This window comes from Pseudomonas khavaziana (genome assembly GCF_019145205.1).
GTDB lineage: Bacteria > Pseudomonadota > Gammaproteobacteria > Pseudomonadales > Pseudomonadaceae > Aquipseudomonas > Aquipseudomonas khavaziana.
This window is the reverse complement of sequence record NZ_JAHSTT010000002.1, coordinates 496,405-514,276: the sequence shown is the minus strand read 5'-3', so window position 1 is coordinate 514,276 and position 17,872 is coordinate 496,405. Positions and strand designations below refer to the sequence as shown.

Sequence of the window (17,872 nt, the reverse complement as noted above, 5' to 3'; positions counted from 1 at the left end):
TGCAACTTGAATGTCGACGATAGCAGACAACATCGGCCTGGTTAGCCAGCGCATCCGCGCCGCAGCCGAGGCCGCGCAACGTGACGCAAGCAGCATCCACCTGCTGGCCGTGAGCAAGACCAAGCCCGCGCAGGCAGTGCGCGAAGCCTATGCCGCCGGCATGCACGACTTTGGCGAGAACTACCTGCAGGAAGCGTTGGGCAAACAGGTCCAATTGTCCGACTTGCCCTTGAGTTGGCACTTCATCGGCCCCATTCAATCGAACAAGACTCGCGCCATCGCCGAGAACTTCGCCTGGGTGCATTCCGTGGACCGCCTGAAAATCGCACAACGCCTGTCCGAACAACGCCCGGCCGACCTGCCGCCGTTGAATATCTGCATCCAGGTCAATGTTAGCGGCGAAGCCAGCAAGTCCGGCTGCACACCTGCCGACCTGCCGGCCCTGGCCAATGCCATCAGTGCTTTACCGCGCTTGAAACTGCGTGGCCTGATGGCGATCCCCGAGCCGACTGAAGACCGGATGGCGCAGGATGCGGCATTTGCCACGGTGCGCGACCTGCAAGCCAGCCTGGACCTGTCGCTCGACACACTTTCCATGGGCATGAGCCATGACCTTGAGTCGGCCATCGCCCAAGGTGCCACCTGGGTGCGCATCGGTACCGCCCTGTTTGGCGCCCGCGATTACGGCCAGGCGTGAAATGGCTGACTTCCCTCGAAATAAGGACCTGTCATGAGCAACACGCGTATTGCCTTTATCGGCGCCGGTAACATGGCGGCCAGCCTGATCGGCGGCCTGCGGGCCAAGGGCCTGGACGCCGAACAGATCCGCGCCAGCGACCCGGGCACCGAAACCCGCGAGCGCGTCAGCGCCGAACACGGTATCGAAACATTTGCCGACAACGCCGAGGCCATCCATGGCGTCGACGTGATCGTACTGGCGGTCAAGCCCCAGGCCATGAAGGCCGTGTGCGAAAGCCTGCGCCCTAGCCTGCAGCCCCATCAACTGGTGGTGTCCATCGCTGCCGGGATCACCTGCGCCAGCATGAACAACTGGCTGGGTGCCCAGCCCATCGTGCGCTGCATGCCCAATACCCCGGCGCTGCTGCGCCAAGGCGTCAGCGGCCTGTATGCCACCCACGAAGTCACGGCGCAACAACGCGACCAGGCCGAGGAGTTGCTGTCTGCGGTGGGCATCGCCGTGTGGCTGGAGCAGGAACAACAACTGGATGCGGTCACTGCTGTTTCCGGCAGCGGCCCGGCCTACTTCTTCCTGTTGATCGAAGCCATGACCACAGCCGGCGTCAAGCTGGGCCTGCCCCATGATGTCGCCGAGCAACTGGCCGAACAAACAGCCCTGGGCGCCGCGAAAATGGCCGTGGGCAGCGATGTCGATGCCGCCGAGCTGCGCCGTCGTGTAACGTCCCCGGGCGGCACTACGCAAGCCGCCATCGAATCGTTTCAAGCCGGAGGCTTTGAGGCCCTGGTGGAAACTGCACTGGGTGCCGCGGCACATCGTTCAGCCGAGATGGCTGAGCAACTGGGCAAATAGTCGTCCCTTACCAAGGTAATCAAACATGCTCGGAATCAATGACGCTGCCATTTTCATCATCCAGACCCTGGGCAGCCTGTACCTGCTGATCGTGCTGATGCGCTTTATCCTGCAACTGGTGCGGGCCAACTTCTACAACCCGCTGTGCCAGTTCGTGGTCAAGGCCACCCAGCCGCTGCTCAAGCCATTGCGCCGGGTGATCCCGAGCCTGTTCGGCCTGGACATGTCCTCGCTGGTGCTGGCGCTGCTGCTGCAGATCCTGCTGTTCGTGGTGATCCTGATGCTCAACGGCTACCAGGCGTTCACCGTGCTGCTGTTGCCATGGGGCCTGATCGGTATTTTCTCGCTGTTCCTGAAGATCATTTTCTGGTCGATGATCATCAGCGTGATCCTGTCGTGGGTCGCACCGGGCAGCCGTAGTCCGGGCGCCGAATTGGTAGCCCAGATCACCGAACCGGTGCTGGCGCCGTTCCGCCGCCTGATCCCTAACCTGGGTGGCCTGGATATCTCGCCGATCTTTGCGTTTATCGTGATCCAGCTGTTGCAAAGCTGGGTGATTCCACGCCTGGCCTACTTTGCCTACATGCCAAAAGAGTTGTTTGGCCTGATCTGACCTGTAGGAGCGAGCTTGCTCGCGAAGAACGTGAACGATAACGCGGGAAACCTGATACCCAACTGCGTTCTCAGGTTTTTCGCGAGCAAGCTCGCTCCTACACAAAGCAATGCGCTTACCCCCCCGACCTTTGCTTGCCGCTAGGGTCCCCGCTCTTTAGACTTACGCCTCATTTAAGCGAGAGCAGGGTCGATGCCAGCCGCCTTTCCCCCCGATTCCGTTGGACTGGTCGTGCCGCAAGTGGCGCATTTCAGCGAGCCGCTGGCCCTGGCCTGCGGCCGTTCGCTGCCAGCCTACGACCTGATCTACGAAACCTACGGCCAACTGAACGCCACGGCGAGCAACGCCGTGCTGATCTGCCACGCCTTGTCCGGCCATCATCACGCTGCCGGCTTCCACTCTGTGGACGAGCGCAAGCCCGGCTGGTGGGACAGTTGCATCGGCCCCGGCAAGCCCATCGACACCAAAAAGTTCTTCGTGGTCAGCCTCAACAACCTTGGTGGCTGCAATGGTTCCACCGGCCCCAGCAGCCTCAACCCGGAAACCGGCAAGCCGTTCGGCGCGGACTTCCCGGTGTTGACCGTGGAAGATTGGGTGCACAGCCAGGCACGCCTGGCGGACCTGCTGGGCATCGGCCAATGGGCCGCGGTGATTGGCGGCAGCCTGGGCGGCATGCAGGCGCTGCAATGGACCATCAGCTACCCGGACCGTGTGCGCCATTGCCTGGCCATCGCCTCGGCGCCCAAGCTGTCGGCGCAGAACATCGCCTTCAACGAAGTGGCGCGCCAGGCCATCCTCACCGACCCCGAGTTCCACGGCGGTTCGTTCCAGGAAGCCGGCGTGATCCCCAAGCGTGGCCTGATGCTGGCGCGGATGGTGGGGCATATCACCTATCTGTCCGACGATTCCATGGGCGAAAAATTCGGCCGTGGCCTCAAGAGCGAGAAGCTCAACTACGACTTCCACAGCGTCGAGTTCCAGGTGGAAAGCTACCTGCGTTATCAGGGCGAAGAGTTTTCCGGGCGTTTCGACGCCAACACCTACCTGCTGATGACCAAGGCCCTGGACTATTTCGACCCGGCCGCCAATCACGGCGACGACCTGGCGAAAACCTTCGAGAACGTCACGGCCAAGTTCTGCGTCATGTCATTCACCACCGACTGGCGCTTCTCGCCGGCCCGCTCCCGTGAGCTTGTGGACGCCCTGATGGCCGCCAAGAAAGACGTCTGCTACCTGGAGATCGATGCTCCGCAAGGCCACGACGCCTTTCTGATCCCGATCCCGCGTTACCTGCAGGCGTTTCGCAACTACATGAACCGAATCACGCTTATATGAATTGCTTACGCTTTGGGAGAACGCCATGAGAGCCGACCTGGAAATCATCCAAGACTGGATCCCCGCCGGCAGCCGCGTGCTCGACCTGGGCTGTGGCGATGGCGAACTGCTGAGCTGGCTGCGCGACAACAAGCAAGTTACCGGCTACGGTCTGGAAAACGACCCGGACAACATCGCCCAGTGCGTGGCCAAGGGCATCAATGTAATCGAGCAGGACCTGGACAAAGGCCTGGGCAACTTTGCCAGCAACAGCTTCGATATCGTGGTGATGACCCAGGCCCTGCAAGCGGTGCACTACCCGGACCGCATCCTTGACGAAATGCTGCGCGTTGGCCGCCAATGCATCATCACCTTCCCCAATTTCGGTCACTGGCGCTGCCGCTGGTACCTGGCCACCAAGGGCCGCATGCCGGTTTCGGATTTCCTCCCGTACACCTGGTACAACACGCCGAATATTCACTTCTGCACCTTCGAAGACTTCGAAGCCTTGTGTGGCGAGCGTGAAGCCAAGGTGATCAACCGCCTTGCCGTCGATCAACAGCACCGCCACGGCTGGGCGAGTAAGCTATGGCCCAATCTGTTGGGCGAAATCGGTATCTACCGGGTCAGGAGCCCTGGCCTGACCGACCACAAAGTTGCCGTCTAATCATTTTCAAGAGGGACGTTCATGAGTCGTTTGGCTGTTTTTCTATTGACTGCATGCCTGGGCGCCAGCGCCATGGCCGCCGATACCATCGATGCTAACCGCAAGAAAGATTTTGGCGATATCACCGTCCACTACAACACCTTCACCTCCAGCTTCCTGCCACCGGAGACCGCCCAGAAAGTCGGCGTGGTGCGCAGCAAGGAGAAGGGCTTGATCAATGTGACTGTGATCAAGGGCGTGGCCCCGGTCGCGGCCCAAGTGACCGGCACCATCAAGGATCTGGGCGGCAAGAGCGAGATCCTGACGTTCAAGCAAATCGAAGAGAAAGGCGGGATCAGCTATCTCGCGCCCTATTCGGTGACGCAGCGCGAATACAAGACGTTTACCATCAACGTTGAAACCGGCGGCAAAGCCCATGGTTTCCAATTCAATCAAGAACTGTTTCCGGCCGACCGATGAATCTCTCCCAACTGGTATTGGCCAGCCATAACGCTGGCAAACTCAAAGAACTGCAGGCCATGCTCGGCGAATCCGTGCAACTGCGCTCGATTGGCGAGTTCAGCCAGGTCGAGCCGGAAGAGACCGGCCTGTCGTTCGTCGAAAACGCCATCCTCAAGGCACGCAATGCCGCGCGTATCTCCGGCCTGCCGGCGTTGGCGGATGATTCGGGTCTGGCGGTGGACTTTCTCGGCGGCGCCCCGGGCATCTATTCGGCCCGTTATGCCGACGGCAAGGGTGACGCAGCCAACAATGCCAAACTGCTCGACGCCCTCAAGGACGTGCCGGACGCCGAACGCGGCGCACAGTTCGTCTGCGTACTGGCCCTGGTGCGACATGCCGATGACCCGTTGCCGATCCTGTGCGAAGGCTTGTGGCAGGGGCGCATCCTGCACGCCGCCAGCGGCGAACATGGCTTTGGCTACGACCCATTGTTCTGGGTGCCGGAGCGCAATGTTTCCAGCGCCGAATTGAGCCCGGCCGACAAGAACCAGATCAGCCACCGCGCCCGCGCCATGGCCTTGCTGCGCCAGCGCCTGGGCTTGAAATGACCCAGAACACCTCTGCGCAGCCGCTGATCCACGGTGGCGCGCAAACACCACGGGCGGCCCTGCCCCACCTGCCGCCCTTGGCGCTGTACATCCACATCCCTTGGTGCGTGCGCAAATGCCCCTATTGCGACTTCAACTCCCACACCGCCAGCAAGGTGCTGCCGGAAGAAGAGTATGTAGATGCATTGTTGGCGGATCTGGATCAAGACCTGCACGCCGCTTATGGCCGGGAACTGAGCTCGATTTTCTTCGGTGGCGGCACCCCTAGCCTGTTCAGCGCCACCGCGTTGGGGCGCTTGCTCAGGGGTGTGCAAGCGCGCATCCCGTTTGCCGCGGATATCGAGATCACCCTGGAAGCCAACCCCGGGACCTTCGAGCAAGAGAAGTTCGTGGCCTACCGCAAGTTGGGGATCAATCGCCTGTCCATCGGCATCCAGAGTTTCCAGCAGGAAAAACTTGAGGCCCTGGGTCGCATCCATAACGGCGAAGAAGCTGTGCGCGCCGCCGACATGGCGCGTCAGGCCGGGTTCGATAACTTCAACCTGGACTTAATGCACGGCCTGCCCAACCAATCCCTGGACGACGCCTTGGGCGACTTGCGCCAAGCCATTGCGCTCAAGCCGACACACCTGTCCTGGTATCAGCTGACTCTGGAACCCAACACCGTCTTCTGGAACCAGCCGCCCGCGCTGCCGGAAGACGACACGTTGTGGGATATCCAGGAAGCCGGCCAGGCACTGCTCGCCGAGCACGGTTACGCACAATATGAAGTGTCGGCCTACGCCCAACCCGACCGTGCGGCGCGGCATAACCTGAATTACTGGAGCTTTGGCGACTTCATCGGCATTGGCGCCGGCGCCCACGGCAAGCTCAGCCACCCGGACGGGCGCATCGTGCGCACCTGGAAAACCCGTGCGCCCAAGGACTACCTCAACCCGGCCAAAAGCTTCCAGGCCGGGGCGAAAGAACTGACCAACGAGGAGTTGCCGTTCGAATTCCTGATGAACGCCCTGCGCCTGACCGAAGGCGTCGATGCCAGACTCTACGCCGAACGCACCGGGCTCGAGCTGGCCAGCCTCGACGAAGGCCGCCGCGAGGCAGAACAAAGTGGCTTGATGCAGGTCGAACCGTCACGCCTGGCGGCAACCGACCGCGGGCAACTCTTTCTCAATGACCTGTTGCAGAAGTTTTTGAGCTGATAGCTCTTTAAGGAAATCGAATGGATCTGGTACTCGACCTGCTCGCCACCGTATCCCGCTGGAGCCGTAGCAACCTGTCGGAAATCTCCCTGGCCCTTGTGGGCTGCTTGCTGGTGCTGTTCGGCGCCGATATCAAGGGCTGGGTCGAAGCGCGCCTGGGCAGCATCGCTGGCGCCTTGCGCGTGCCCTTGATGGCCCTGCTGTGCATGATCGGCAGCGGTGCGGCATTGATCTACGCAACGCCGTGGATTGTGCGGGGATTGAGCCAGTTCAATAACTACAGCCTGGCGCCGGTGTTGGTGGTGGTGCTGGTGTTGATTGGGGTGGTGGCAGACCGCCGCTGATCCGATACACACTGCAAAAACAAATGTGGGAGGGGGCTTGCCCCCGATAGCGGTGGATCAGTCAGCTTATCTGTAGCTGACCCACTGCAATCGGGAGCAAGCCCCCTCCCACATTTGGTTGCATTTCAAGTCAGGGGGCGAGTTATGCCAACTTCTCAAACTTCAAATCCCACACCCCATGCCCCAACCGCTCACCACGGCGTTCGAACTTGGTGATCGGCCGCTCGGCCGGGCGCGGCACGCACTTGCCATCTTCCGCCAGGTTGCGGTAGCCAGGGGCGACGTTCATCACTTCCAGCATGTATTCCGCGTACGGTTCCCAGTCGGTGGCCATGTGCAGGATGCCGCCCACCTTGAGCTTGCTGCGCACCAGCTCTGCGAAAGACGCCTGGACGATACGACGCTTGTGGTGACGGGCTTTGTGCCACGGGTCCGGGAAGAACAGCATCAGGCGATCGAGACTGTTGTCGGCGATGCAGCGGTTGAGCACTTCAATCGCGTCGCAGTCGTAAACTCGCAGGTTGGTCAGGCCCTGGGTGAGCACGCCGTTAAGTAACGCGCCAACGCCTGGACGGTGCACTTCCACACCGATGAAATCCTGCTCCGGTGCGGCCGCGGCCATTTCCAGCAGGGAGTGGCCCATGCCGAAACCGATTTCCAGCGAGCGTGGGGCCGAACGGCCAAACACTTGGTCGTAATCAACCGGCGCATCGGCCAGGGGCAAAACGAACAGCGGCGTACCTTGTTCCAGGCCCTTTTGCTGGCCTTCGGTCATACGGCCGGCGCGCATCACAAAACTCTTGATGCGGCGGTGCTTGGACTCGTCGCCTGCTTCCACGGTGTTCGGCGTTTCGTTTGATTCAGTCATCAATAGCTCTTACTTGATCAGACCATCCAGCGGCGAAGAAGCGCTGGCATAGAGTTTTTTCGGCATGCGCCCGGCGAGGTAGGCCAGGCGGCCCGCGACGATCGCGTGTTTCATGGCTTCGGCCATCATGATCGGTTGCTGGGCGTGGGCGATGGCCGAGTTCATCAGCACCGCGTCGCAGCCCAGTTCCATGGCGATGGTTGCGTCGGAGGCAGTGCCCACGCCCGCATCCACCAGCACCGGGATCTTGGCTTCTTCAAGGATGATCTGCAGGTTGTACGGGTTGCAGATGCCCAGGCCGGAACCGATCAAACCAGCCAGCGGCATCACGGCGATACAGCCGATTTCTGCCAACTGACGGGCGATGATCGGGTCATCGCTGGTGTAGACCATCACGTCGAAGCCTTCCTTGACCAGGGTTTCAGCGGCCTTGAGGGTTTCGATCACGTTGGGGAACAGGGTTTTCTGATCAGCCAGCACTTCCAGCTTCACCAGGTTGTGGCCGTCGAGCAGCTCACGGGCCAGGCGACAGGTGCGCACGGCTTCGATGGCGTCATAACAGCCAGCGGTGTTCGGCAAGAAGGTGTAGCGATCCGGCGACAGCACTTCGAGCAGGTTCGGTTCGCCTTCGATCTGGCCAAGGTTGGTGCGGCGCACGGCGAAGGTGACGATCTCGGCACCCGAGGCTTCGATGGCCAGGCGGGTTTCTTCCATGTCGCGGTACTTGCCGGTGCCGACCAGCAGGCGGGACTGGTAGGTACGACCGGCCAGGACGAAAGGCTTGTCGCTACGAACGATGCTCATGGGAAATCCTCTGTTTGGATGAGGTTCTGCAGAATGCGTTGCGGCCGTGGCAGGTTAGCCGCCACCGATGGCGTGGACCACTTCGACCTGGTCGTTTTCTTTCAGCGAGGTCTCGGCGTGCTGGCTGCGCGGGACGATATCCAGATTGAGCTCCACTGCGACCCGACGCCCGGTCAAGTCCAGGCGGGTCAGCAGGGCCGCGACGGTTTCACCGTCGGGCAGTTCAAAGGGTTCACCGTTCAACTGAATGCGCATGCCACGGGCCGCCATCATTTTTAGGGGCCAGCATTCTAGCGCGATTGGGACGTGCGGGTCAGCTCCAAGCGTCAAGCGGTCAAAGCTGCAAGCGCCACGCCGCCAGGCCAAGGAAGAACCAGCCAAGCAGGAACGCCAGCCCGCCAAACGGCGTGATGATCCCCAGTTTGCTGATGCCGGTCATCGTCAACACGTACAGGCTACCCGAGAACAGCAGAATACCGACGGTAAACGAGATACCCGCCCAATTGACCAACCGCCCAGGAATATGTGCCGCCAGCAAGGCCACGCCGAACAGCGCCAGGGTATGCACCAACTGGTAGGTCACGCCGGTATGGAAGATCGCCAGGTACTCGGCGCTCAGGCGGTTTTTCAGGCCGTGGGCGGCGAACGCCCCCAGGGCGACACCGGTAAAGCCGAAAAAGGCAGCCAGCATCAGAAAGCTACGCAGCATTGGGAACTCCAGTCAGACTCATCGGGCAGGGTCTGTATAATGGCCCGCTCAACGGGTTCGGCCAAGCCATCTCTATGCTGCGTGTCCTCTTCAAACGCTTTCTCAATGTCGTGAAATGGTTTGCCATCGGCAGTGTGTTGCTGGTGCTGCTGTTCAGGGTCGTTCCGCCACCGTTCACTGCATTGATGGTGGAGCGCAAGGTCGAATCCTGGATCGACGGCGAGCCCATTGACCTGCAACGCACCTGGGTGCCGTGGGATGAGATTTCCGACGACCTGAAAGTGGCGGTGATGGCCGGTGAAGACCAGCGCTTCCCGCAGCACTGGGGCTTTGATTTTGGCGCGATCCAGGCGGCGATTCTGCACAACGAGCGCGGCGGTTCGATTCGCGGCGCCAGCACGTTGAGCCAGCAGGTGTCGAAGAACCTGTTCCTGTGGGCCGGCCGCAGTTATCTGCGCAAGGGCCTGGAGGCGTGGTTTACCGGCTTGATCGAGGTGTTGTGGCCCAAGGAGCGGATTCTTGAGGTGTACCTCAACAGCGTGGAGTGGGATGACGGTGTGTTTGGCGCAGAGGCGGCGGCGCGGCACCATTTTGGCGTCAGCGCCAAGGGCCTTTCACGGCAGCAGGCCAGTTACCTGGCGGCGGTGTTGCCCAATCCGCGGGTGTGGAGTGCCAGCCACCCGACAGCTTATGTGGCGCGGCGGGCGGCGTGGATTCGTCAGCAGATGAGTCAGTTGGGTGGCGCTGGATACCTGGTGGAACTGAATACCCCTCGCAAAGCGCCCTGGTCCAACTGACACAACTTAAAACAACTGTGGGAGGGGGCTTGCCCCCGATAGCGGAAGGTCAGCCACTTTGATGACGACTGACACTCTGCTATCGGGAGCAAGCCCCCTCCCACATTTGGACCACATAGCCAGTTAAGCGGCGATCGACAGCTTCAACTTGTTCATCGCGCTTTTCTCAAGCTGACGAATCCGCTCGGCCGACACGTTGTACTTCTGCGCCAGGTCGTGCAGCGTGGCTTTCTCTTCCGCCAGCCAGCGCTGGTAGAGGATGTCACGGCTGCGGTCGTCCAGCACTTCCAGCGCTTCGTGCAGGTTGTGGTTGGAGTTGTCGCTCCAGTCGGCGTCTTCCAGTTGACGCGCCGGGTCGTACCGGTGGTCTTCCAGGTAGTTGGCCGGCGATTGGAAAGCACTGTCGTCATCCGCTTCGGCGGCTGGGTCGAAGGCCATGTCATGGCCGGTCAGGCGGCTTTCCATCTCGCGTACTTCACGAGGCTCCACGCCCAGGCTTTCGGCCACGCGGTGGACTTCCTCGTTGTTCAGCCACGCCAGGCGTTTTTTCTGGCTGCGCAGGTTGAAGAACAGCTTGCGCTGGGCCTTGGTGGTCGCCACTTTCACGATGCGCCAGTTGCGCAGGATGAACTCGTGGATTTCCGCCTTGATCCAGTGCACGGCAAACGACACCAGGCGCACGCCCATTTCAGGGTTGAAGCGCTTTACAGCCTTCATCAGGCCGACGTTGCCTTCCTGGATCAGGTCAGCCTGGGCCAGGCCGTAGCCGCTATAGCTACGGGCGATATGTACGACAAAACGCAGGTGGGCGAGCACCATCTGCCGAGCCGCCCCCAAATCCTGCTCATAGTAGAGACTCTCGGCCAGTTCACGCTCCTGCTCAGGCGTCAGCAATGGAATGCTGTTGACCGTGTGCACATAAGCCTCCAGGTTCGCACCCGGGACCAAGGCATAAGCAGGTTGCAAAGAAGTGGTCATACGAAAAAACCTCCGACTCACATAACTCGTGCAGTTCAGCACTGCGAAAATTGACCGGGAACCGTAGGACAAGTTCCCTATACCACTGATACGGTCAATACAAACGAAACCACATTACCCTGGCATTAACTACTTCGGCGCCAGTTCACGTAAATGCCGTGCTACCGCAATCCAGGCACCGATATACCCCAACAGGACGGCGCCAAGCAAGAGACTCAGACCATCGGCAACCGGCACCCCAGCCAGGGCAAAATCACTGCCATACAAACCGGCCAGCCCAACAACCGCGTCGTTCAGCCAATCAAGGCCAAACGCCAGTACGCCCCAGGACAAAACCCCTGCACCCAAGCCATAAAGCGCGCCCATGTACAGAAAAGGACGACGTACATAGCTGTCCGTGCCGCCGACCAGTTTAATCACTTCTATCTCGGTGCGGCGGTTTTCAATATGAAGACGAATGGTATTACCTATCACCAAAAGTAATGCAGACACCAACAACACCGTCAAACCGAACACAAAGCGGTCGCCCAGCTTGAGGATCGCGGCCAGGCGCTCTACCCAGACTAGATCAAGTTGCGCCTGTTGCACCTTCGGCATCTCTGCGAGTTTTTGTCGCAGGGCCTCCAGGGCCGGCTTATCGACTTCGTTCGGCGTCACCAGCACCACGCCAGGCAATGGGTTCTGCGGCAGCTCCTTGAGCGCCTCGCCCAGGCCGGATTGCTGTTGGAACTCTTCAAGGGCCTGGTCGCGGCTGATGTACTCGGCCTCGGCAACCCCCGGGATGTTCTTGATCTCGTCGCGCAGCGCTTCGCCGTCCTTGCTGCTGGCGTCCAGGTTCAGGTACAGCGAAATCTGCGCCGCACGCTGCCAGGACCCGCCCAGGCGCTCGACATTATTAAGCAGCAGCGACAAACCCATCGGCAGGCTCAACGCCACGGCCATCACCAGACAGGTGAAAAAGCTGCCGATCGGCTGCTTGCCCAGACGGCGCAGGCTGTCGACCAGGCTGGCCCGATGGCTTTCGATCCAGGCATGCAGCAAGGTAGCGAAGTCCGGGCCGTCGTCTTCGTCGCGCTTTTTCTTCGGTGGTTGCGGGTCGGCCGGTTTCGGCGCCACGCGTTCGGACACTTTAGGGCTGCGAGTGGCACTCATACGCCGGCCTCCCCGTCACCAATCAGGCGACCGCGTTGCAGGGTCAGCATGCGATGGCGCATGCGGGCAATCAGGGCCAGGTCGTGGCTGGCGATCAGTACGCTGGTGCCCAGGCGGTTGATGTCTTCAAATACCCCCATGATCTCGGCCGCCAGGCGCGGGTCGAGGTTACCGGTGGGTTCGTCCGCCAGCAGCAAGGCCGGGCGATGGACGATGGCGCGAGCAATACCGACGCGTTGTTGCTGGCCGGTGGACAGGTCGCCAGGGAAGAGATCGGTCTTGTCCGACAACGCCACGCGCTCCAGGGCTGAATCCACGCGCTTGACGATCTCGGCCTTGGACAGCCCGAGGATCTGCAACGGCAGGGCCACGTTGTTGAACACCGTGCGGTCGAACAGCAACTGGTGGTTCTGGAATACCACGCCGATCTGGCGGCGCAGGAACGGAATCTGTGCATTGCTGATGGTCGCCAGGTCCTGGCCTGCCAGCAGCAACTTACCGGTGGTCGGGCGTTCCATGGCCAGCAACAGGCGCAACAGCGTACTTTTGCCAGCGCCGGAATGGCCGGTGACAAACAGAAATTCGCCGCGACGCACGCGAAAGCTCAGCTCATGCAAGCCCACATGCCCGTTGGCATAGCGTTTACCGACCTGCTCGAATCGAATCATGAACGCTCCCGCTCGGCAAACAGTGCCTGTACAAAGGGTTCGGCTTCAAAGGTGCGCAGGTCGTCAATGCCTTCACCGACACCGATATAACGAATCGGCAACCCGAACTGTTTAGCCAGGGCGAAAATCACACCGCCCTTGGCCGTGCCGTCGAGCTTAGTCAATGCCAGGCCGGTCAGTTGCACCGTCTGGTTGAATTGCTTGGCCTGGCTGATGGCGTTCTGGCCAGTGCCGGCGTCGAGCACCAGCAAGACTTCGTGGGGCGCATCGGCATCGAGTTTGCTGATCACACGGCGGACTTTCTTCAGCTCTTCCATCAGGTTGTCTTTGGTGTGCAGGCGCCCTGCGGTATCGGCGATCAACACGTCGATGTTACGGGCCTTGGCGGCTTGCACGGCATCGAAGATCACCGAAGCGGAATCGGCACCGGTGTGCTGGGCGATCACCGGGATCTTGTTGCGCTCGCCCCATACCTGCAACTGCTCGACGGCGGCGGCACGGAAGGTGTCACCGGCGGCTAGCATGACTTTCTTGCCCTCGCCCTGCAGCTTCTTGGCCAGCTTGCCGATGGTGGTGGTCTTGCCGGCGCCATTGACGCCGACCACCAGGATCACGAACGGCTTGTTCGGCGTGATCACCAGCGGCGCTTCCACCGGCTTGAGCATCGCCGCCAGTTCGGCCTGCAAGGATTTGTACAGGGCATCGGCGTCGGTCAACTGCTTGCGCGCGACCTTCTGGGTCAGGCTCTGGATGATCACGGCGGTGGCTTCGACACCCACGTCGGCGGTGAGCAGACGGGTCTCGATGTCCTCCAACAACTCATCATCAATGACCTTCTTGCCCAGGAACAGGCTCGCCATGCCCTCGCCGATGCTGGCGCTGGTCTTGCTCAAGCCCTGCTTGAGGCGGGCGAAGAACCCGGTCTTGCTGGTTTCGGCAGGGACGGTTGGCTCTTCGATCACAGCGGGAGCGGCAATCTGCACGGGCGCCGGCTCGACCGGTGCATCGACAATCACCGGCTGCGGCTCGATAACCACCGGGATCGGCGGAGCCACATGTTCGGCCTGCACATCTTCAACCAGTGCCACAGGCTCTTCGGCTACCGGCAGTTCCGGCCACGGTTTGTGCTCGGGTTCAGGCTCTGCCTCGACCACCGGCTGCAATACCGGCTCGGCCATCGGCAACACCAACGGCTCCGGAGTATCGGCAACCGGTTCGGCTTCTACTAAAGGCTCAGGAATGGGCTCGGGTTGAACCTGCGGCTGTTCGACGACGGTTTCCTGCGGCTTTTTGCGCAGCCATCCGAACAGGCCTTTTTTCTCGCCAGCCGCAGCTGGGCTCTTCTTGTCGTCGTTGGAACCAAACATGGAGGACGGCTATCTCAAAGTAGCGATGCGCCAGGGCGCCTCGGTAAATAAATTCGATGCAGAACAGACTGCTTTAACGCCCGCTTGTTCATGCGCAACATTTTGTAAGGCGTAAATAAAGGCCTTGGCAAATCGTTTCAATATAGGATTGAAGCGATAAAATCGGCGAAAAGTTGAAGATCGTCGGGGAAAAACACCCTCTATTCCAACATTCCTACGACTGGATCCGGGACAAGATGACGACCGCAGTGGCCGTCCCTAAATCGGATCAGTATCCTAGCACCTCCTCGCCCGCCGACGCTAAGACCAAGCGGGCAGCCCAACAGGTTAAAAAACGAATGAATGCTCTAGCCCGCCGCGCCGCAGGCCTGCTGCTCAGCACAGTTTGTCTGCCCCTTTCAGCCTTCGCTGCCGACCCACAACCCACCCATGAATTTACCCTGGATAACGGCCTGAAAGTGGTCGTGCGCGAAGACCATCGCGCACCAGTGGTGGTTTCCCAGGTCTGGTACAAGGTTGGTTCAAGCTATGAAACCCCGGGCCAGACCGGTTTGTCCCACGCCCTGGAACACATGATGTTCAAGGGCAGCGCCAAGGTTGGCCCCGGCGAGGCCTCGCTGATCCTGCGTGACCTGGGCGCCGAAGAAAACGCGTTCACCAGCGATGACTACACCGCCTATTACCAGGTGCTGGCTCGCGACCGCCTGGGCGTGGCCTTCGAACTGGAGGCCGACCGCATGGCCAGCCTGCGCCTGCCTGCCGACGAGTTCAGCCGCGAAATCGAGGTCATCAAGGAAGAACGCCGCCTGCGCACCGACGACAACCCCATGTCCAAGGCCTACGAGCGTTTCAAGGCCATGGCCTTCCCCGCCAGCGGCTACCACACGCCGACCATCGGCTGGATGGCTGACCTGGACCGCATGAAGGTCGAGGAGCTGCGCCACTGGTACCAATCCTGGTATGTACCGAACAACGCCACCCTGGTGGTGGTCGGCGACGTAACCCCGGACGAGGTGAAAAACCTGGCCCAGCGTTACTTCGGCCCGATCCCCAAGCGTGATGTGCCACCGGCGAAGATCCCAATGGAGCTGCCCGAGCCTGGCGAGCGCCTGCTGACCCTGCACGTGCAGACCCAACTGCCGAGTGTGTTCCTGGGCTTCAACGTCCCTGGCCTTGCCACTGCCGAAGACAAACGCTCGGTGCAAGCCCTGCGCCTGATCTCGGCCCTGCTGGACGGCGGCTACAGCGCACGTATCTCTGAACAACTGGAACGTGGCGAGGAGCTGGTGTCTGCCGCTTCCACCAACTACGACGCCTATACCCGTGGCGATACGCTGTTCATGCTGTCGGCCACCCCCAACCAGCAGAAGAAAAAGACCGTTGCCCAAGCCGAAGCCGGACTGTGGCGCCTGCTGGATGAGTTGAAAGCCAAGCCGCCGACTGCCGAAGAACTGGAACGGATCCGTGCCCAGGTGATTGCCGGCCTGGTGTACCAGCGCGACTCCATTACCAGCCAGGCCACGGCCATCGGCTCCCTGGAAACCGTCGGCCTGTCCTGGAAGCTGATGGACAGCGAATTGGCCGAACTGCAAAGCGTCACGCCGGAAGATATCCAGAAAGCTGCCCGCACCTATTTCACCCGCGAACGTCTGAGCGTCGCCCATGTTTTGCCTGAGGAGACCGCTCATGAGTAATCGTAAAAGCAGCCGCCTGATCCTGCCCGGGCTGATCGCCGTCACCTTGATGGCGGCCAGTGCCGTGTACTTCCTGCGCCCGAGCGAGTCGGTTGCCAGCCAGGCCCTGGACAAGGCCCAATCGGCCAGCACCCTGCAATCCCTGGCAGAACTGGACGGCAAGGCGCCGACCAACCGCAAGCTCGATGTGCAGACCTGGACCACCGCCGAAGGCGCCAAGGTGCTGTTCGTCGAAGCCCATGAACTGCCGATGTTCGACATGCGCATTCTGTTCGCCGCCGGCAGCAGCCAGGATGGCGACACGCCGGGCCTGGCGCTGATGACCAACGCCATGCTCAACGAAGGCGTGCCGGGCAAGAATGTCAGCCAGATCGCCAGTGGTTTCGAGGGCCTGGGCGCCGACTTTGGCAATGGCGCCTATCGCGACATGGCACTGGTCTCCCTGCGCAGCCTGAGCGACAGCGATAAGCGCGAAGCAGCCCTGACATTGTTTGACCAAGTGATCGGCCAGCCGACGTTCCCGGCGGACTCCCTGGCACGGATCAAGAACCAGATCCTGGCCGGTTTCGAGTACCAGAAGCAGAACCCCGGCAAGCTGGCGAGCATTGAGTTGTTCAAACGCCTGTACGGCGACCACCCTTATGCGCACCCAAGCGAAGGCACCTCCGAGAGCGTGCCGAAGATTACCTTGGCGCAGTTGCAGGCGTTTCACGCCAAAGCCTATGCCGCCGGTAATGCAGTGATTGCGGTGGTGGGCGATCTGACCCGCGCCGAAGCCGAGGCCATGACGGCCAAGGTCTCTGCCTCACTGCCCAAAGGCCCGGCCATGGCCAAGATTGCCCAGCCGACCGAGCCAAAACCCGGCCTGAGCCGCATCGAGTTCCCATCCAAGCAGACCCACCTGCTGTTCGCGCAACTGGGGATCGACCGCGCCGACCCGGACTACGCTGCTTTATCCCTGGGCAACCAGATCCTCGGCGGCGGCGGCTTCGGCACCCGCTTGATGAGTGAAGTGCGTGAGAAGCGCGGCCTGACCTACGGTGTGTACTCCGGTTTCTCACCGATGCAGGTGCGTGGCCCGTTCATGATCAACCTGCAGACCCGCGCCGAAATGAGCGGTGGCACCCTGCGCCTGGTTGAAGACGTTCTGGCTGACTACCTCAAGACCGGTCCGACGCAAAAAGAACTGGATGACGCCAAGCGCGAACTGGCTGGCAGCTTCCCGCTGTCCACCGCGAGCAACGCCGATATCGTCGGGCAGTTGGGCGCCATGGGTTTCTACAACCTGCCGCTGAACTATCTGGAAGATTTCATGAAACAATCCCAGGCCCTGACCGTAGAGCAGGTCAAGGCAGCCATGAACAAACACTTGAGCGCCGACAAGATGGTCATCGTGACCGCCGGCCCGACAATTGCGCAAAAGCCACTACCGCCCCCCACTGATAAACCTGCCGAGCAGCCGCTCGGGGTTCCGGAGCATTAATGGCCAGTTCATCTCGCCCGAAAAAACCTGTCCACAACGTACATAACGGCGTGGGCCAACTGCGCATCATTGGCGGTGAATGGGGCAGCCGCAAGCTGAGCTTCCCTGACGTCGTCGGCCTGCGCCCGACGCCGGACCGCGTGCGTGAAACCCTGTTCAACTGGCTCGCGCCGTATATCGGCGGGGCCAAGGTGCTTGATCCGTTCGCCGGCAGTGGCGCGTTGTTCCTGGAGGCGCTGTCCCGTGGCGCCGCCCAGGGTCAGGCGCTGGATGCCAGTAATGTGGCAGTGTCCAGCCTCAAGGAGCACCTGGGCACGCTGCGCTGCACTACCGGCCAGGTGCAGACGGCTGACGCGCTGCGCTATCTGGAAACCCAGGCGGCCACGGAATATGACGTGGTGTTTCTCGACCCGCCGTTCAACCAGAACCTGCTGCCGACCGTGTGCGCATTGCTGGAAGAGCGCCAGTGGTTGGCGCCGGATGCCTGGGTCTACACTGAAAGCGAGACCGCGCCTTCCACACTCGGCCTGCCGGGCAGCTGGCGCCTGCACCGGGAGCAGAAATCCGGGCGGGTGTATTACGCGCTGTGGCACCGCTCTCTGTAGGAGCGAGCTTGC

At 61.1% G+C, this 17,872-nt stretch carries 21 protein-coding genes; 13 read left to right on the top strand and 8 right to left on the bottom strand.

The annotated features are described in order from the left end of the window. Positions 1-10: 10 nt before the first annotated feature. From KVH01_RS06880 to KVH01_RS06840, 9 genes are all read left to right on the top strand, one after another. A complete protein-coding gene (locus tag KVH01_RS06880; RefSeq protein ID WP_217880859.1) occupies positions 11-697 on the top strand; it encodes a YggS family pyridoxal phosphate-dependent enzyme in 687 nt (228 codons plus the stop codon). Positions 698-730: 33 nt separating this feature from the next. Further along, the gene (proC, locus tag KVH01_RS06875) at positions 731-1,549 is read left to right on the top strand and encodes a pyrroline-5-carboxylate reductase (protein ID WP_217880858.1); all 819 of its coding nucleotides are present in this window, start codon (positions 731-733) and stop codon (positions 1,547-1,549) included. A gap of 25 nt (positions 1,550-1,574) precedes the next feature. Further along, on the top strand, positions 1,575-2,162 hold the full coding sequence (locus KVH01_RS06870) for a YggT family protein (protein WP_003195087.1): 588 nt from the start codon (positions 1,575-1,577) through the stop codon (positions 2,160-2,162). 192 nt (positions 2,163-2,354) lie between these two features. Then, on the top strand, positions 2,355-3,497 hold the full coding sequence (gene metX / locus KVH01_RS06865) for a homoserine O-succinyltransferase MetX (RefSeq protein ID WP_217880857.1): 1,143 nt from the start codon (positions 2,355-2,357) through the stop codon (positions 3,495-3,497). A gap of 25 nt (positions 3,498-3,522) precedes the next feature. After that, entirely contained in the window at positions 3,523-4,143 is a 621-nt protein-coding gene (metW, locus tag KVH01_RS06860) for a methionine biosynthesis protein MetW (RefSeq protein WP_217880856.1), read from the top strand. Positions 4,144-4,164: 21 nt separating this feature from the next. Continuing rightward, positions 4,165-4,602 (top strand): DUF4426 domain-containing protein, encoded by a 438-nt coding sequence (locus KVH01_RS06855; RefSeq protein ID WP_043046296.1) that lies wholly within the window; start codon positions 4,165-4,167, stop codon positions 4,600-4,602. Continuing rightward, positions 4,599-5,192, top strand: coding sequence for an RdgB/HAM1 family non-canonical purine NTP pyrophosphatase (gene rdgB, locus KVH01_RS06850; RefSeq protein WP_217880855.1), 594 nt, complete (start codon positions 4,599-4,601; stop codon positions 5,190-5,192). Before KVH01_RS06855 ends, rdgB begins: the two co-directional genes overlap by 4 nt. Beyond that, positions 5,189-6,391, top strand: a complete 1,203-nt coding sequence (gene hemW, locus KVH01_RS06845; protein WP_225924066.1) for a radical SAM family heme chaperone HemW — start codon at positions 5,189-5,191, stop codon at positions 6,389-6,391. The genes rdgB and hemW overlap by 4 nt, the downstream gene beginning before the upstream one ends. Positions 6,392-6,411: 20 nt before the next feature. Beyond that, positions 6,412-6,735 carry a DUF3392 domain-containing protein gene (locus tag KVH01_RS06840; RefSeq protein ID WP_003176691.1) on the top strand — a complete coding sequence of 108 codons (324 nt, stop codon included), beginning with the start codon at positions 6,412-6,414 and terminating at the stop codon, positions 6,733-6,735. A gap of 142 nt (positions 6,736-6,877) precedes the next feature. Here the strand turns inward: KVH01_RS06840 and trmB are convergent, their stop codons facing one another. The 4 genes from trmB to KVH01_RS06820 all read right to left on the bottom strand — a co-directional run bounded on the left by trmB (position 6,878) and on the right by KVH01_RS06820 (position 9,116). Next, complete coding sequence (trmB, locus tag KVH01_RS06835) at positions 6,878-7,603, bottom strand: tRNA (guanosine(46)-N7)-methyltransferase TrmB (RefSeq protein ID WP_032878921.1); 726 nt, start codon at positions 7,601-7,603, stop codon at positions 6,878-6,880. Between the two features lie 9 nt (positions 7,604-7,612). Continuing rightward, a complete protein-coding gene (locus KVH01_RS06830; protein ID WP_032884143.1) occupies positions 7,613-8,407 on the bottom strand; it encodes a thiazole synthase in 795 nt (264 codons plus the stop codon). 54 nt (positions 8,408-8,461) lie between these two features. Next, positions 8,462-8,662: a sulfur carrier protein ThiS gene (gene thiS / locus KVH01_RS06825; protein ID WP_032878918.1), complete on the bottom strand. Its 201-nt coding sequence runs from the start codon at positions 8,660-8,662 to the stop codon at positions 8,462-8,464. 79 nt (positions 8,663-8,741) lie between these two features. Beyond that, the gene (locus KVH01_RS06820; protein WP_217880854.1) at positions 8,742-9,116 is read right to left on the bottom strand and encodes a DUF423 domain-containing protein; all 375 of its coding nucleotides are present in this window, start codon (positions 9,114-9,116) and stop codon (positions 8,742-8,744) included. 74 nt (positions 9,117-9,190) lie between these two features. On the opposite strand from KVH01_RS06820, the gene mtgA reads away from it, so the two are divergent. Further along, positions 9,191-9,913, top strand: a complete 723-nt coding sequence (mtgA, locus tag KVH01_RS06815) for a monofunctional biosynthetic peptidoglycan transglycosylase (protein WP_217880853.1) — start codon at positions 9,191-9,193, stop codon at positions 9,911-9,913. A gap of 123 nt (positions 9,914-10,036) precedes the next feature. Here the strand turns inward: mtgA and rpoH are convergent, their stop codons facing one another. From rpoH to ftsY, 4 genes are all read right to left on the bottom strand, one after another. Continuing rightward, a complete protein-coding gene (gene rpoH, locus KVH01_RS06810) occupies positions 10,037-10,891 on the bottom strand; it encodes an RNA polymerase sigma factor RpoH (RefSeq protein WP_003176698.1) in 855 nt (284 codons plus the stop codon). Positions 10,892-11,020: 129 nt separating this feature from the next. Further along, positions 11,021-12,043, bottom strand: coding sequence for a permease-like cell division protein FtsX (gene ftsX, locus KVH01_RS06805; RefSeq protein ID WP_217880852.1), 1,023 nt, complete (start codon positions 12,041-12,043; stop codon positions 11,021-11,023). Further along, positions 12,040-12,711, bottom strand: a complete 672-nt coding sequence (gene ftsE / locus KVH01_RS06800) for a cell division ATP-binding protein FtsE (RefSeq protein WP_003195112.1) — start codon at positions 12,709-12,711, stop codon at positions 12,040-12,042. The genes ftsX and ftsE overlap by 4 nt, the downstream gene beginning before the upstream one ends. Continuing rightward, complete coding sequence (gene ftsY, locus KVH01_RS06795; RefSeq protein ID WP_217880851.1) at positions 12,708-14,078, bottom strand: signal recognition particle-docking protein FtsY; 1,371 nt, start codon at positions 14,076-14,078, stop codon at positions 12,708-12,710. The genes ftsE and ftsY overlap by 4 nt, the downstream gene beginning before the upstream one ends. A gap of 338 nt (positions 14,079-14,416) precedes the next feature. Between ftsY and KVH01_RS06790 the strand changes: the two genes are divergently transcribed. Genes KVH01_RS06790 through rsmD form a run of 3 tightly spaced genes read left to right on the top strand, consistent with a single transcriptional unit; the run spans position 14,417 to position 17,860 of the window. Next, positions 14,417-15,772 carry a M16 family metallopeptidase gene (locus KVH01_RS06790; RefSeq protein ID WP_043047035.1) on the top strand — a complete coding sequence of 452 codons (1,356 nt, stop codon included), beginning with the start codon at positions 14,417-14,419 and terminating at the stop codon, positions 15,770-15,772. Further along, positions 15,765-17,255, top strand: a complete 1,491-nt coding sequence (locus KVH01_RS06785) for a M16 family metallopeptidase (RefSeq protein WP_217880850.1) — start codon at positions 15,765-15,767, stop codon at positions 17,253-17,255. Before KVH01_RS06790 ends, KVH01_RS06785 begins: the two co-directional genes overlap by 8 nt. Beyond that, positions 17,255-17,860 (top strand): 16S rRNA (guanine(966)-N(2))-methyltransferase RsmD, encoded by a 606-nt coding sequence (rsmD, locus tag KVH01_RS06780; protein ID WP_043047033.1) that lies wholly within the window; start codon positions 17,255-17,257, stop codon positions 17,858-17,860. The genes KVH01_RS06785 and rsmD overlap by 1 nt, the downstream gene beginning before the upstream one ends. The last annotated feature ends 12 nt before the right edge of the window (positions 17,861-17,872 follow it).

What these genes read in the sequence shown, in the direction of transcription:
- KVH01_RS06880 (WP_217880859.1), top strand. Translation starts at nt 11, where the DNA reads ATGTCGACGATAGCAGACAACATCGGCCTGGTTAGCCAGCGCATCCGC.
- proC (WP_217880858.1), top strand. Translation starts at nt 731, where the DNA reads ATGAGCAACACGCGTATTGCCTTTATCGGCGCCGGTAACATGGCGGCC.
- KVH01_RS06870 (WP_003195087.1), top strand. Translation starts at nt 1,575, where the DNA reads ATGCTCGGAATCAATGACGCTGCCATTTTCATCATCCAGACCCTGGGC.
- metX (WP_217880857.1), top strand. Translation starts at nt 2,355, where the DNA reads ATGCCAGCCGCCTTTCCCCCCGATTCCGTTGGACTGGTCGTGCCGCAA.
- metW (WP_217880856.1), top strand. Translation starts at nt 3,523, where the DNA reads ATGAGAGCCGACCTGGAAATCATCCAAGACTGGATCCCCGCCGGCAGC.
- KVH01_RS06855 (WP_043046296.1), top strand. Translation starts at nt 4,165, where the DNA reads ATGAGTCGTTTGGCTGTTTTTCTATTGACTGCATGCCTGGGCGCCAGC.
- rdgB (WP_217880855.1), top strand. Translation starts at nt 4,599, where the DNA reads ATGAATCTCTCCCAACTGGTATTGGCCAGCCATAACGCTGGCAAACTC.
- hemW (WP_225924066.1), top strand. Translation starts at nt 5,189, where the DNA reads ATGACCCAGAACACCTCTGCGCAGCCGCTGATCCACGGTGGCGCGCAA.
- KVH01_RS06840 (WP_003176691.1), top strand. Translation starts at nt 6,412, where the DNA reads ATGGATCTGGTACTCGACCTGCTCGCCACCGTATCCCGCTGGAGCCGT.
- trmB (WP_032878921.1), bottom strand. Translation starts at nt 7,603, where the DNA reads ATGACTGAATCAAACGAAACGCCGAACACCGTGGAAGCAGGCGACGAG.
- KVH01_RS06830 (WP_032884143.1), bottom strand. Translation starts at nt 8,407, where the DNA reads ATGAGCATCGTTCGTAGCGACAAGCCTTTCGTCCTGGCCGGTCGTACC.
- thiS (WP_032878918.1), bottom strand. Translation starts at nt 8,662, where the DNA reads ATGCGCATTCAGTTGAACGGTGAACCCTTTGAACTGCCCGACGGTGAA.
- KVH01_RS06820 (WP_217880854.1), bottom strand. Translation starts at nt 9,116, where the DNA reads ATGCTGCGTAGCTTTCTGATGCTGGCTGCCTTTTTCGGCTTTACCGGT.
- mtgA (WP_217880853.1), top strand. Translation starts at nt 9,191, where the DNA reads ATGCTGCGTGTCCTCTTCAAACGCTTTCTCAATGTCGTGAAATGGTTT.
- rpoH (WP_003176698.1), bottom strand. Translation starts at nt 10,891, where the DNA reads ATGACCACTTCTTTGCAACCTGCTTATGCCTTGGTCCCGGGTGCGAAC.
- ftsX (WP_217880852.1), bottom strand. Translation starts at nt 12,043, where the DNA reads ATGAGTGCCACTCGCAGCCCTAAAGTGTCCGAACGCGTGGCGCCGAAA.
- ftsE (WP_003195112.1), bottom strand. Translation starts at nt 12,711, where the DNA reads ATGATTCGATTCGAGCAGGTCGGTAAACGCTATGCCAACGGGCATGTG.
- ftsY (WP_217880851.1), bottom strand. Translation starts at nt 14,078, where the DNA reads ATGTTTGGTTCCAACGACGACAAGAAGAGCCCAGCTGCGGCTGGCGAG.
- KVH01_RS06790 (WP_043047035.1), top strand. Translation starts at nt 14,417, where the DNA reads ATGAATGCTCTAGCCCGCCGCGCCGCAGGCCTGCTGCTCAGCACAGTT.
- KVH01_RS06785 (WP_217880850.1), top strand. Translation starts at nt 15,765, where the DNA reads ATGAGTAATCGTAAAAGCAGCCGCCTGATCCTGCCCGGGCTGATCGCC.
- rsmD (WP_043047033.1), top strand. Translation starts at nt 17,255, where the DNA reads ATGGCCAGTTCATCTCGCCCGAAAAAACCTGTCCACAACGTACATAAC.